Source organism: Mesorhizobium jarvisii (assembly GCF_003601985.1).
GTDB classification, from domain to species: Bacteria; Pseudomonadota; Alphaproteobacteria; order Rhizobiales; family Rhizobiaceae; genus Mesorhizobium; species Mesorhizobium jarvisii.
This window is the reverse complement of record NZ_QZXA01000002.1, coordinates 35,661-48,678: the sequence shown is the minus strand read 5'-3', so window position 1 is coordinate 48,678 and position 13,018 is coordinate 35,661. Positions and strand designations below refer to the sequence as shown.

Here is a 13,018-nt window from a genome sequence, read left to right as displayed (position 1 = left end):
GCAAGGGGGGGAAGGAAGAGCGTCGCCATAACCCCTTACTGCGTCGGCAGCATGCCTTCGACGTCACCGGCCGCGTCGTCGAGCGCTTCCTTCGGTGTCGCCGACTGGTCGACTATGCGCGACAGGTTGTCGACGATCGTCTGCGTCACCTTGACCCCGTTGGTGCCCGGGAAGGCATACCAGGGAACCATCCGCGGCATCTGGCTGGGCCCGGCCTGGAACAGCGGGTTCTTCTTGTAGAAATCGCCGAGATACTCGGGAGACTTCGCAGCCAGCTCGTTGTTGGGGACATAGCCGGTGCCCGGCACGACGACGGAAGCGCCATAGGGGCCGGCGGCGAATTTCGCGAACTTCCAGGCCGCCTCCTGCTTGGCTGCGTCCTTGGTCAGGATGACCACGGCATTGCCGCCGGTCGGCAGATGACCGTTGACCGGATCGATCAGCGGGATCTTGGCGGTGCGCAACGTGAACTTGTCGCCGACATTCTTGATCGTGTTGACCAGCGCACCGGTGGTCTGGAATTCGAACCCGACCTTGCCGGCCGCGAACGCCTGCTCGCCCGCCGGCTTGGTGAAGACCGGCATGCCGCCCTCCTTCACCATCCGCTCGAGGATCTCCACCGCCTTCTCGCCTTCCGGCCCGTTGAAGGCGACCTTGCTTTCGTCCTCGTTCAGCATCTTGCCGCCGGCGCCGAACAGCAGCGCCGAGAACATCCAGTCGTCGCCCTGCCAGCGGAAGTCGATGCCGTCGACGCCATTGCCGAGAGCCTTGATCTTGCCGCCGAGCGCGATGACCTCATCCCAGGTCTTGGGCGGATTGTCCGGATCGCCGCCGGCCGCCTTCACCAGGTCGGCATTGTAATACATGATCGGGTTGGAGGTGGCGAAGGCGAGGCCAACCTGCTTGCCGTTGACCTGCGCCAGCTTCAGGATCGTGTCGGAAAAGCCGAGCTCCGCCATATTGCCTTCCTTCTTGACCAGCGGGCCGAGATCGACGGCAACGTTACGCTCATTGAGCATGCGCAGGCGGTTGAGGCCGATGAAGGTGATGTCGGGCATCTCGTCGGTGCCGGCCTGGCGAAGAATGGTCTGGATGCCTTCTTCGTAGGTCGCCGACGGGCTGGCGAACTGGATCTTGATGTCGGGATTTTCCTCCATGAACTTCTTCGAGATCGTGTCCATCACGTTCTTGAAGAAGCCGGGCATCGGGTAGTGAACCGTCAGCGTCGTCTCGGCATAGGCCGGAAGGGCCGCCGCCAGCGACACCGCCGCGGCGGCGAAGATCCTGGAAATATGCTTCATCGTTCGTGCTCCTTGTTGGCCCGGTCAGCCTTTGAGACCGGTCATGGTGATGCCCTCGACGAAGCGCTTCTGCGCAAGCAGGAAGGCGGCGACGAGAGGAAGGGTGATGATCAGCGTGGCGGCCATCAGCGCGCCGTAGTCGTCGCCGGCCTCGGCGGCGCGGAAATACATCAGGCCGAGCGGTGGCGTGGCGTAGGCCTGTTTGCTGACGACGATCAGCGGCCAGTAGAGATCGTTCCAGTGCGCGACGACGGAAAAGATCGCGAAGGCGGTCACCGCCGGCCAGGCATTGGGCACGATGACGCGCGCGACGATGCCGAGTTCGGACATGCCGTCGAGCCGTGCCGCGTGCAGCAAGTCGTCGGGCATGGCGCGGAAGAACTGCAGGAACATGAAGATCGCGAACACCGATATGGTAAAGGGCGCGACCAGCGAGGTGTAGCTGTTCAAGAGCGACATCCGGTCGAAGGCGACGTAGAGCGGCAGCGCCGTCGCGTGGATCGGCACCAGCAGGCCGAGCATGACCAGCACCATCATCAGCTGTGCGGCGCGGAACTTCAGCTTGGCCATCGCGTAGGCACAAGGGATCGCCACCACGACCTGGAAGAAGAAGATCAGGCCGCACACGACGACGCCGTTCCACAGCAGCGTCGCCATCGGCACCTTGGCAAACGCCTTGGCGAAATTCTCGGCGAAGTAGAAACGCTGCGGGATCAGCGACAGCGACGAGGTGAAGATGTCGCTCTGCGTCTTGCCCGCGGTCGAGATCATGAAGATGTAGGGCGCAAGGATCATCAGCGCACCGAGCGAAAGCAGCGCGAAGCGGATGATGCGGCCGGCCGGGATGCTGTTCATGCGTAATGCACCCGCCGGTCGAGCACGCGGTATTGCAGAAGCATCAGCACGACCAGGATCGCCAGGAAGACGACCGTCATCGCCGAGGCGTAGCCGACACGCAGATAGACGAAGCCCTCCTGGTAGATGGTGAAAAGCAGTACTTCGGAGGCCTTGTTGGGCCCACCGTCGGTCAGCATCTTCACCGTCTCGAAGACCTTCACCGCATTGGTGATGCTGATGGTGACGACGAACAGCGTCGTCGGCCCGAGCATCGGCCAGGTGACGAGGAAAAACCGATCGAGCGCCGATTTCGCGCCGTCGACATGAGCGGCGGCATAGAGCTCGCGCGGGATCGCCGTCAGCCCCGCCAGGAACAGCACCATGTTGAAGCCGACCGACTGCCAGATGCCGATGATCGACAGGCTGTAGAGCACGGTGCTCGACGCGCCGAGCCAGTTCGGGCCGGGAATGCCGGCGAGCGAGAGTAAAGCGTTGAGCGGCCCGATCGTCGGGTGGAAGATGTATTGCCAGACCGTCGCCATGGCGACGATCAGCGAGGCGACGGGCAGAAAATAGACGGTGCGGAAAAAGCCGCGCGCCCGTCCCTCGCCTTCGATCAGCAGCGCAACCCCCAGGCCAAGCATGATCGAGACCGGCGCGACGATCGCCGTATAGACCGAGGTGTTCCACAGCGACCGGCGGAAGGTGCGGTCGTTCAGGAGATGCGCATAATTCTCGAAGCCGACGAAGCGAAATTTGCCGTAGCCGAGCTCGAAATCGGTGAAGCCGAGGAAGATGACGGCAGCCACCGGCAACAGCACGAACAGCAGCAACAGCACGATGGCCGGCGCCACCAGCAGCCAGGCGGTCCGGTCCTCGCTGCGCGCGCGCAGTGCCGCGGCGCTCGCGACATTGCCCGCCAGCGCGACGCTAGACATAGGCCGGCTCCTGCCGCGCACCCGCCGCGATGCGCAGCCGCTTTCCCTCCGGCCCGAAGACCATCGCCTGTTCAGGGGCCAGGACGACACCCACCTTCATTCCGGCGATCAAGTCCCTCGCCTCCTGAGGCGCCAGCTTGGCGACGACGCTGTCGCCCGAGGCATCGAGGCGGCAATGGGCAATGACTTCCGAGCCGAGGAATTCGAGACGCTCGATCCGCCCGGCAAGGCCGCTGCGCCCGCTTGGGGACAGTTTGACGAATTCCGGCCGGATGCCGAGGCTGACCGGGCCGTTTGCCACCTTCTCCAGCAAAGCCGGCCGGATGCCTTCGAAGCCGACACGGCCGTTTTCGGCAAGCGCCGGGATAATGTTGATCCTCGGCTGGCCGACGAAGCGCGCGACCTCGATATGGGCGGGATCGTTGTAGATCACATCGGGCGCGGCGAGCTGCAGCAGATTGCCGCCGATCATCACCGCCACCCGGTCGGCCATCGAAAGCGCCTCGGCCTGGTCGTGCGTCACATAGAGCGTCGGCACGCCGGCGCGGCGGTGCAGTTCGACGATCTCGCCGCGGGCATGGACGCGCAGATTGGCATCGAGGTTGGACAGCGGCTCGTCCATCAGGAAGATGCTGGGGTGGCGCACCATGGCGCGCGCCAGCGCCACGCGCTGCCGCTGGCCACCCGACATCTGCCCCGGCTTGCGGTCGAGCAAATGGTCGATCTTGAGCAGACCCGCCATCTCGCGGACATCGTGCGCAATGCCGGTGCGGATCTCCTTCTGGCCGGGCAGCAGGGAGCCGACCAGCGGCAGGCGCTGCGACCGGCTCAGCCGCTTCATGGCCAGCGGAACGGCAATGTTTTGTCCCGCCGTCAGATGCGGATAGAGCGCGTAGGATTGGAACACCATGGCGATGTTGCGGTCGGCCGCGGCAACCGGCGACATGTCCCTGCCGCTGACGAAGATCTCGCCGCTGTCGGCATGGTCGAGCCCGGCCAGGATGCGCAGCAAGGTGCTCTTGCCGCATCCCGAGGGGCCGACCAGCGCGATGAATTCGCCGGCTTCGACATCGAGGCTCACGCCATTCAGAATGGCATTGCCGCCGAAGGATTTCTTCAGGCCGCGAAGCGATAGCGCGCTCATGACGCGACCCGCTTTCGAACCTTGTGCGCCTCGTGCGGATAGACCTCGGCCACCACATCATCGAGGACAAAAGCCGTCATGCCGGGGATGGCGACGATCTCGCTGGCGACCGTATCGCCGAATTGGTGCCCGAACTGATGGATGACGGCGCCAAGCAGCCGCTCGCCCGGCATGTCGCGCTCCATGTCGCCGACCACGAAGGCCGCCGACGGACCCCAGACCAGCGACGTGTTTTCATACCGGCCTTGCCATGCCCGGTGCAGGTGGCCGCTTGCGAACAGCGCGACATCGTGCGCGGCGATCAGATCGTAGAGGCGCTGGCGCTGCGCCGGCCTGACGCTCCAGTAGCCGGTATCACCCTCGCCGGGCGCATCGACAAACAGCGGCTTGTGGGCGAACAGCGCAACGCGCCGGCCGCCGCGGCTTTCCAGCGCGCTGCGCAGCCATTCGAACTGCGCCTCGTCCTCGGCATCGTCAAAGCCCATCAGCAGGCTGTCGAGCCCGATGAGACGCCAGCTCCCGGCGTCCTCCATCCAGTAATCGGGGCCGACCAGCCGGCGCCAGCGCTCGAGGCGTCCGGCATTGACCGGCTGCAGCGAGCCCGGCAGATGACCGACATCGTGATTGCCGGGCACCAGTAGCATCGGCGCGGAGACTTCCCGCATCAGATCCATGCAGAAGGCGATGTCGTCATCCTTGTCGGCACCGTCGACGCTGAGGTCGCCGGTGTGGATGACAAGATCGGCGCAGCTCTGCTCGATCCAGGCGGCGAGCGGCGCCCAATTGCCGTTGAAGTGCGGCTTGGTCGGACTGAAATGTGTGTCTGTGATCTGAACGATTTTCATGCCGGCTCCACCATGCAGCCGCGCCCCCAGGCAAGCGGCATCGCATAGGGGCTTCCTTAGTGCCGTTCCATGTCACTTCCTTAACAGCGGCTGGGATAAATCGTGCAATTGCGGGAAACGGTCGTCGAAGTGCGCCAGAGGCATGCGCCACAACGCGGAAATCGAAAAGATTTCAGCCGCTTACCGTCGATACGCGACCCATTGGCCGCGCTCACAATCTTGTGACGCGCGGCTGGAGATCATGCTCACTTCACCTCGAATTGCGGATCAACCGGGATCTGCATCGCCGTCACCAGATGGTTGGTCTGGCACGCCAGCCCGATGATCGAGATCAGTTCGCCATGCTGTGCATCGGTCATGCCCTTGGCACGCGCCGCGGCCGTGTGCGAATGGACGCAGTAGGAGCAGCCATTGGCGGTCGAGACGGCAATGTAGATCATCTCCTTGGTCAGCGGATCGATGGCGCTGTCGGCCACCATCACCGCCTTCAGCTGCTCCCACACCCGCTTCAGCGACGCCGGGTCATTGGCCAGCCCGCGCCAGAAATTGTTGACGAAATCCGATTTGCGAGTCGACCTGATGTCGTCGAACACGGCCTTCACCGCCGGGATTTTTTCGACCTCGGCATCGCTGAGGAGTCTTGTCGTGGCCATGGTGTTTTTCCTTCGTTGAATCGATGGACTAGGTCGTTGAATCAGGTCTCGAGCAAAGGTAGCTGCAGCGGAGTAGTATGCTGCACCGTGACGGCGCACCTGAGTCCCGGCATGGATCCCTTGGGCTGCGGAGCAGCTCCAGGGGTCTGCGCCGCGTCGCTACGCTCCTTGCTCCGCCCGTGGATGACGAAGGGAGAGGCGACTCGGCCGACTGTCGACGTAGGCACCGGCCGCCACCTCAATGCACGGCCGCGTACATGATCTTCTCCTCCGTCGCCTCCGCCGGCGAAAACTCCTCGACGATGCGGCCCTGTCGGCAGACCAGTATCCGGTCCGACAGGTTCATGATCTCCGGCAAATAGGACGAGATCACCACGACGGCCAGACCCTCATCCGCCAGCCGGTTGATGATCTGGTGGATCTCGGCGATGGCGCCGACGTCGACGCCGCGCGTCGGTTCGTCGAAGATGACGATGCGCGGCTGCTGCACCAGCCCCTTGCCGATCACCACCTTCTGCTGGTTGCCGCCGGACAGTTCGACGACGCGGGCATTGTCGTTGATCGCCTTGATGTTGAGCGTCTTCGTCCATTCGGCGGAAAGCTGCCGCATCTCCTGCTGGTTGATCACCCAGGCCTTTTCGCGGCCCGCAGCGAGCAGCCCGCCGAACAGGTTTTCGGCAATGCCCATCGTCTCGAAAATGCCTTCGCTCTTGCGGTCCTCGGTGACGTAGACGATGCCGTCGGCCACAGCCTCGCTCGGCACGAGATAGCGCACGGGCCTGTCGTCGAGCTCGATCGCGCCGCCGCGCAGAAAATCGCGCTTGTAGATGCCCGAGACGATCTTGAAGGTCTCAGTTCGCCCGGAACCGATCAGCCCGAACACGCCGGTGATCTGGCCCTCGAAGATCGAGAAGGAATTGTTGCGCACGACATTGCTCATCGAAATGTCCTGCACCGACAGCACTTTCTTTCCGGCCTTGCGCAGCTTGGCCTCGTCGCGCTGGCGGTAGATCTGGCCTGATAGTGTGCGCCCGACCATGGCGGCGACGATCTTGTCGCGGTCGAAGGCCGACGTGTCGTCGGTGATGACCAGTTCGCCATCGCGCAAAATGGTAATGCGATCGGCAATGGCAAGCGCCTCTTCCAGCGCGTGGCTGATGAAGACGATGGAGACGCCGCTCGCCTTCAGCCGGCGGATCAGCGCGAAGAAGTGGCGCTTTTCTTCCGGCGTCAGCGTCGCCGTCGGCTCGTCGAAGATGATGATCTCGGCATTGTGGTGCACGGCGCGCGCGATCTCAACCATCTGCCGCTTGGCGGCGCCCAGCGTCGCCACCATGGCGTTCGGATCGACGGGGAAATTCAGCGACTGCAGGAATTGCTGTGCTGAAATATACGTGCCGCGCAGCCGGTTGAGGAATTTTTCAGTGCCGAGATAGAGGTTCTGCGCCACCGTCATCGACGGCACCAGGCTGGTTTCCTGGAACACCATGGCGATACCGGCCTCGAGGGCGGCATGCGGCGAGGCGTAGGCGATCTCACGGCCCTTGTGAAACATCTTGCCCGACGTGGCGTCGACCACGCCGGCGATGATCTTGGTCAGCGTCGACTTGCCGGCGCCGTTCTCGCCAAGCAGCGCGTGGATCTCGCCCTTGCGCAGCTCGAAGCTGACATTCTTGACCGCGGGCACACCGCGATAGTTTTTGGTGACGTTTTCCAGGCGGACGATCGGTTCCATCAAAAACCTCCCGAAACGAGGTCGACGGCCAGCACGCAGTCGCCGCCCTTGCAGGCGATGAACAGCCGTCCGTCCTTTTCCGCCACGCTGCAGATGCCATGGCGTGTGCCGTTGGCGCGGCTGTGCAGGCTGAACTGCGGCTGCATCTTCGCGTCGAGCCGGACCACCAGCCCGTAGGAACGGCTTGGCGACCACGGCTTGTGGATGCCCATGGTGCGTATGCCGCCGCATTGCAGCGGCTCGAGGAAGCTGCGGTTGGAGGCGAGCGCCGGCGCGATCCAGTAGGCCGGCGGCACCTGGTCGATCATGTCCTGCCGGTAGTGCGTTTCCTGCAGCACGAATTCGATCAGCCGGTTGCGCGGCGCAAACAGCGCCAGCCAGGCGCCGCCATCGCCGGCCGGCGCAAGCCGCGCGGGATAGCCAGGCAGATGCGTCAGCACCGTCGAGTGGCTGCCGGTGGCGCCGTCGAAGCGGATGAGCTGATGGCGCCAGCTTTCGCTGACCAGCACGTCCCGGCCGATTGGATGGAGCCCATAGGGGAAAGCGAGATCGCCGGCCACCTTGCGGAACGCGCCGCCCGTGGCGTCCCGCTTCCAAAGCGAACCGGACGCACCCTTCTTCATCAGATCGGCCGCCCATTGCGACGGCGCATGCGCGGCCGAACCATTGGCCAGCCACAACGTGCCGTCCTCGGTATAGGCAAGTGCGGTGATGCAGCTGAGATCAGCCGGCAGCGAAACCTCCTTGCCGGATATCAACACCTTGCTGCTTTCGAGCGCCACCGTCAGGTCACCCGATGGCGACAGCGCCAGCGCCGTGATGGGCGACGGAAAGGTGTCGATCACCTTGGGCTCGGCTCCGGCTGCAAGCGAATAGACGGCGTTGCCGCTGGAGGCGAGCAGCCGATCACCCGAGACCAGCAGATTGTCGGGCTCGCTCAGCTCGGCAAATGCCGGCGCCTCGTCCAGCCGCGTGTTGGGCCGGAAAGCGCCATCCATCGGTGGGATGGTGACCGCCTTGCCGCGAAAGATGTCCAGGATCGGATCGAGGATCATGGCTTAGCTCCCCAATAGGAAGCGGGGCTGGTCCAGTTCGGGTCGGCGCCTGAAATTTTGTAGCGGCCGACGCGGTTGTTGAGGATGCCGCCGACGAAGAGATATCCCCTATGCTCGCGCATCGAGGTGACCATCGGATGCGCGTCGCCGGAGAGGTCGCCCAGCGCCTCGACAATGCCGCCTTTCTCCGTAAACTTCACCACGCCGCCGGTGTTGATGTTGGGGAACAGCCACTCATCCTGCGGCAGCCGGCGCGTCATGCGCTTGCGCATGTCGGGATGGCGCAGCGAGAGATCAAAGCTCGGCGTGCGCATGCCCAGCCACGCCATCCAGTAATTGCCGTCCGAGGCCCGGTTGATGTTGTCGGGATAGCCCGGCATGTCGCGGATGACGCATTCGGCGGTGCCGGCCTTCGGCCCTTCCAGCCAGTAGCGATGCACGCGGCAGGCCCAGCTTTCGGCGAAGAACAGCGATTTGCCGTCATGCGCCATGCACACGCCGTTGGTGTAGCGGTAGCCGTCGAGGAGCGTCTTGGTCGAGCCGTCCCTGGGGTCATAGACCAGCAGCCGGCCGGTGGCGCGGTTTTCGATCGAATCCAGCGCCCAGTCATGCGCGTCGTAGCGCTTGGTCGAATCGGTGAAATAGATGCGGCCGTCCGGCGCGATGTCGCAATCGTTGGGATCGCGCAGCCGGGCATCGTCGACGATCGAGGTCCAGGAGCGCGCGGTCTCGGCCGTCAGGCGTTTTACCTCCCGCTGCGGCGAGACGGAATAGAGCCCCATGGCGCCGACGCAGCTGATCAGATTGCCTGTCTTGTCAAAGGCCAGGCCCAGCGGGAAGCCGCCAATATGGGCGAACACTTCCGACTTCACATAGTCGGGCGCGAAGAAGCGGACGATCTCGCCATGGCGGGTGCCGCAATAGAGATGGTCGTCGCGGTCGAGGATGACGTCCTCCGGCCCTTCCAGTTCGCCAAGCCCGATATGGTCGGCCGCCGACAGCCGGTTGTCGAGTTCGTAAGGCGTGCCGGAGCCCGGCACTGCCGACTGTGTCTCGCCCATCTTGAGATAAACCGGCGCGACATAGACTTCATTCAGCACCTTGTGGCGGTTCTTCAGCCAGCGGATGTCGATGGTCACCGCCGCCGCCAGCATGATGCCGAGCACCATCTGGTTGGTGCCGGTGCCGTAGCCCAGCCGGATCAGCCCGTTGGTCATGGTCAGGACGATGATGGCGCCCATCAGCCCCTTGATCACCGAGCCGCGCCCACCGCCCAGGCTGACGCCGCCGACCACCGCCGCAGTGAGCGCCATGATCTCGAGGTTGAGGCCGGTGCCCGGCCCTGCCCCGCTCAGGCGACAGGCGATGAGAAAACCGCCGATCGATGAGCAGAAGCCGGAAAAGACATAGGTCATGAACACGGTGCGGCGCACGCGGATGCCGGCATTGTGCGCCGAGCGCCTGGAGCCACCGACCGCCAGCACATGCCAGCCGGGCCGCGACCGCGTCAGTGCGATATGGGTGACGATGGCGAGGATGATGGCCAGCCACACCGAGACCGACAGGCCCCAAAAGGTGCTGTCGCCGATGAAGTCGAGCACATCCGAGGTGGCCGTCGAAAGCTGCACGTCGGCGGCATAGGTGGTGACAAGGATGTCGAACAGTGCCCGGCCGAAGATGAAGGTGACCAGCGTGGTGAGAAAGGCGCGCAGCCTGAGGTAGCCGACGAGGTAGCCGTTGATGGCGCCGAAGATCAGCCCGGTGGCGAGCGAGGCGGCCATCGCCAGCCAGATCGACTGTTCGAGGATGAAGAAGACATAGACGGCGGAGAAGCACGACAGCGCGAAGATCGAGCCGACCGACAGATCGATGCCGCCGCCCAGCATCACCACCGTCATGCCGGTGACGACCATGGAGAATTCGCCGAGTTGGCGGGTCGATTCCTGCAGCGCGTTCAGCTTGAAGAAGCCGGGAATGATCGAGCCGAAACTCGCCAATGTCACCACCAGTGCCAGGAACGGAATGGCGTTGTCGGTCCAGCGTTTGGTCAGGATCTCGCCGACCAGATGGTCGGGCACGAGATTGTAGCGCCAGGATTGGAGGCGTTCGCGAAAGGACATTGGCTGCCGTGGCTTATGAGAAAGAGGTGGCCGAACTGATCCGGCCACCTCGTGGAGTCTATTCGACCGCGTAGCTTATTTCGCCGCCGCTTCTGCCTGTAGCGCCTTCAGATCCCAACAGCTGTCGGGTTTGAGGTCGGCCTTGGTCGTCGCCTTCTCCAGCGTGTAGATATAGGTGTGCGAGGTTCCGGCCGGCTGGCCGCTCTGCAGAAGGAATTTGATGATGGCGTTCATGTCGCCCGACTGGCGGGCAAGCTCGGTCATCACCACGGCGCCATAGGTGCCGTCCTGAAGCTTGTCGCAATCGGCGGCTTTTTCACCGCCGCCGGTGGTGACCAGGAACACCTTGCCGTCGAGCTTGGCGTCGCGGATCGCGGCGGATGCGCCGGTGGCGTCACCGTCCCAGAAATCGATGATCGAGCAGATGTCCGGGTTCTGCTGCAGCATCGTGGTCGTCACGTTGCGGGAGGTCGTCGCGTCCCAGTTGGAGTCGGGCTTGGCGACCACCTTGAAGTCGGGATGCTTGTCCAGCACCTTCATGATGCCGGCATACTGGTAGAGGCTGGAGGAGTTCGCCTGATCACCCTGCACAAGGCCGATCTTCTTGGAAGAATTCTCGCCGCAGCCCTTGATCGCTGCTTCGGCCTCGAGTTGGCCCAGCCGGTCCCAGTCGCTGCCGACAAAGGCGTCGGCCGGGAAGTTGGCGGGGTTGTCGACCAGAAGCACATAGGTGCCGGCGGCCTGCGCCTTCTTCATCAGCTTGGAATAGGAGTTGAGGTCCGGGGCGTGGATTATCAGCACGTCGGGCCTGGTATCGGACGAGATGGCATCGGTGATCGCCTGCGCGCCGGCGTCGACCACCCAGTTCGGATCGCGCGTCTCGAAGGTGCCGCCCCAGGCCTCGACCTCCTTTTTCAGATAGTGCGCCCAGCCTTGCGCCAGGTCGAAGCCCATCGCCAGCGGCACCAGCATGACCCGCTTGCCCTTGAGCGCCTGTGCGTAGGCCGCCGGGCCCGGATCGTCGGCGGCGAAGGTCGGCGCCACGAAGGCAGTAACGGCGAGCGCCGTTGCTGCGGCCATAAATGTCTTGATCAGTCTCATGTCACATCCTCTGGTTCGGTTTTCATTGCCGGCCGATCGTCGCGATCGCGCCGGGTACCCCGAGCAAGATGGGCTAGCCCATCTGCTCTAAATGTCGCCCTGTTGCGCGGTCTGCTCGTCGCGCGGATTGATGATGCCGTCGACGATGATGGCCCCGAGCAGGATCGCCGCCTTGATCAGGTTCTGGTAGAGCAGCGGAATGTCGATGATGGTCATGGCATTGAGCAGGATGCCAATCAGCGCCGCCCCCACCAGCACATTGCGCACCCCGCCTCGCCCGCCGGACAGGCCGATGCCGCCGATCACCGCCACCAGCACGATGTCGTAGAGCAGCGTCGAATTGACGACGCGCGTGTTGATCGAATGCAGGCTGGACGCCGTCAGCAGGCCGGCGATCAGCGCCACGAAAGCGGAGAGCACGTAGCGCAGCACCAGCATCGGCCGCACCGGAATGCCGATGTTGCGCGCGGCGACCGGATTGTCGCCGGCGAAATAGATGTAGCGGCCCCATTTGGTGTAGCGCAGGAACAGGAAGAACAGGAAAGCCAGCCCGGCGAAGACGAACACCTCGATCGGGATATCGAGAAAGCGCAGGCCGCCGAGCAGTTCGACCCAATGGCCCTGCGGCACCGGAACCGCGTCCTGCGTGATCAGTTGCGAGCGCACATAGCCGAAGACGAAGGAGCCGGTTGCCAGCGTCACGAAGATCGCCGGCACGTCGGCATAGGCGACGAGAAAGCCGTTGAGCAGGCCGATGGCGAGCACGCCGGCCACCACATAGGCGAAGGCCAGCCCGTCCGAGGTGCCGGTGTTGAGCAGTTGCAGATACCATGCGACCGACATCGCCATGATCGCCACGGCCGACAGGTCGATGCCGCGGCCGATGATGACGACCGCCATACCGAGCGCCAGAATGCCCAGCACCGACACGGATCTGACGATAGCGACGAGGTTGTTGGGGTCGATGAAGCCCGGCAGGCCGATGGCAGCGGCAACGAACAGCACCACTGCGATGGCAAAGACAATGCCTTCCTGATTCAGGCTCCTGAGATTTAGCCAGCCGATCGCATTCATGTCTGCATTTGCCCCGATGGCAGCGCTGCCATCCCGAAAGCAAAAGCTAATCGGCTCTGCGCCGGTTCGTCAAATGAATCCGCGTTCAGAACGTGGCCATATGCCGATATTCGCCGAGTGGACGCATCGATTGCCAAAACTGGTGCAATGCTCGGAAAATCCTGCATTTTTGGCAATCGATTGCGCCATCGCAGCCATTCGCGAAAGTGCGGCAT

11 protein-coding genes are annotated in these 13,018 nt (G+C 63.7%); all 11 read right to left on the bottom strand.

The features are described 5' to 3' along the window. Positions 1-35 precede the first annotated feature (35 nt). Entirely contained in the window at positions 36-1,301 is a 1,266-nt protein-coding gene (locus D3242_RS04070) for an ABC transporter substrate-binding protein (RefSeq protein WP_064983711.1), read from the bottom strand. Between the two features lie 24 nt (positions 1,302-1,325). After that, complete coding sequence (locus D3242_RS04065; RefSeq protein ID WP_038647852.1) at positions 1,326-2,156, bottom strand: carbohydrate ABC transporter permease; 831 nt, start codon at positions 2,154-2,156, stop codon at positions 1,326-1,328. Next, on the bottom strand, positions 2,153-3,076 hold the full coding sequence (locus D3242_RS04060) for a carbohydrate ABC transporter permease (RefSeq protein WP_064983709.1): 924 nt from the start codon (positions 3,074-3,076) through the stop codon (positions 2,153-2,155). The genes D3242_RS04065 and D3242_RS04060 overlap by 4 nt, the downstream gene beginning before the upstream one ends. Then, complete coding sequence (locus D3242_RS04055; protein ID WP_019859235.1) at positions 3,069-4,220, bottom strand: ABC transporter ATP-binding protein; 1,152 nt, start codon at positions 4,218-4,220, stop codon at positions 3,069-3,071. The genes D3242_RS04060 and D3242_RS04055 overlap by 8 nt, the downstream gene beginning before the upstream one ends. Further along, the gene (locus tag D3242_RS04050) at positions 4,217-5,065 is read right to left on the bottom strand and encodes a metallophosphoesterase family protein (RefSeq protein WP_064983707.1); all 849 of its coding nucleotides are present in this window, start codon (positions 5,063-5,065) and stop codon (positions 4,217-4,219) included. Before D3242_RS04050 ends, D3242_RS04055 begins: the two co-directional genes overlap by 4 nt. A 245-nt stretch (positions 5,066-5,310) precedes the next feature. Further along, positions 5,311-5,718 (bottom strand): carboxymuconolactone decarboxylase family protein, encoded by a 408-nt coding sequence (locus D3242_RS04045; protein WP_064983705.1) that lies wholly within the window; start codon positions 5,716-5,718, stop codon positions 5,311-5,313. Positions 5,719-5,956: 238 nt separating this feature from the next. Then, positions 5,957-7,453 (bottom strand): sugar ABC transporter ATP-binding protein, encoded by a 1,497-nt coding sequence (locus D3242_RS04040; protein WP_064983703.1) that lies wholly within the window; start codon positions 7,451-7,453, stop codon positions 5,957-5,959. Continuing rightward, positions 7,453-8,508: an NHL repeat-containing protein gene (locus D3242_RS04035; RefSeq protein ID WP_019859240.1), complete on the bottom strand. Its 1,056-nt coding sequence runs from the start codon at positions 8,506-8,508 to the stop codon at positions 7,453-7,455. The genes D3242_RS04040 and D3242_RS04035 overlap by 1 nt, the downstream gene beginning before the upstream one ends. After that, positions 8,505-10,628: an ABC transporter permease gene (locus D3242_RS04030; protein WP_064983701.1), complete on the bottom strand. Its 2,124-nt coding sequence runs from the start codon at positions 10,626-10,628 to the stop codon at positions 8,505-8,507. The genes D3242_RS04035 and D3242_RS04030 overlap by 4 nt, the downstream gene beginning before the upstream one ends. A 75-nt stretch (positions 10,629-10,703) precedes the next feature. Continuing rightward, positions 10,704-11,729, bottom strand: a complete 1,026-nt coding sequence (locus tag D3242_RS04025) for a sugar ABC transporter substrate-binding protein (protein WP_019859242.1) — start codon at positions 11,727-11,729, stop codon at positions 10,704-10,706. An 87-nt stretch (positions 11,730-11,816) separates the two neighbouring features. After that, on the bottom strand, positions 11,817-12,803 hold the full coding sequence (locus D3242_RS04020; RefSeq protein WP_019859243.1) for an ABC transporter permease: 987 nt from the start codon (positions 12,801-12,803) through the stop codon (positions 11,817-11,819). Between the last annotated feature and the right edge of the window lie 215 nt (positions 12,804-13,018).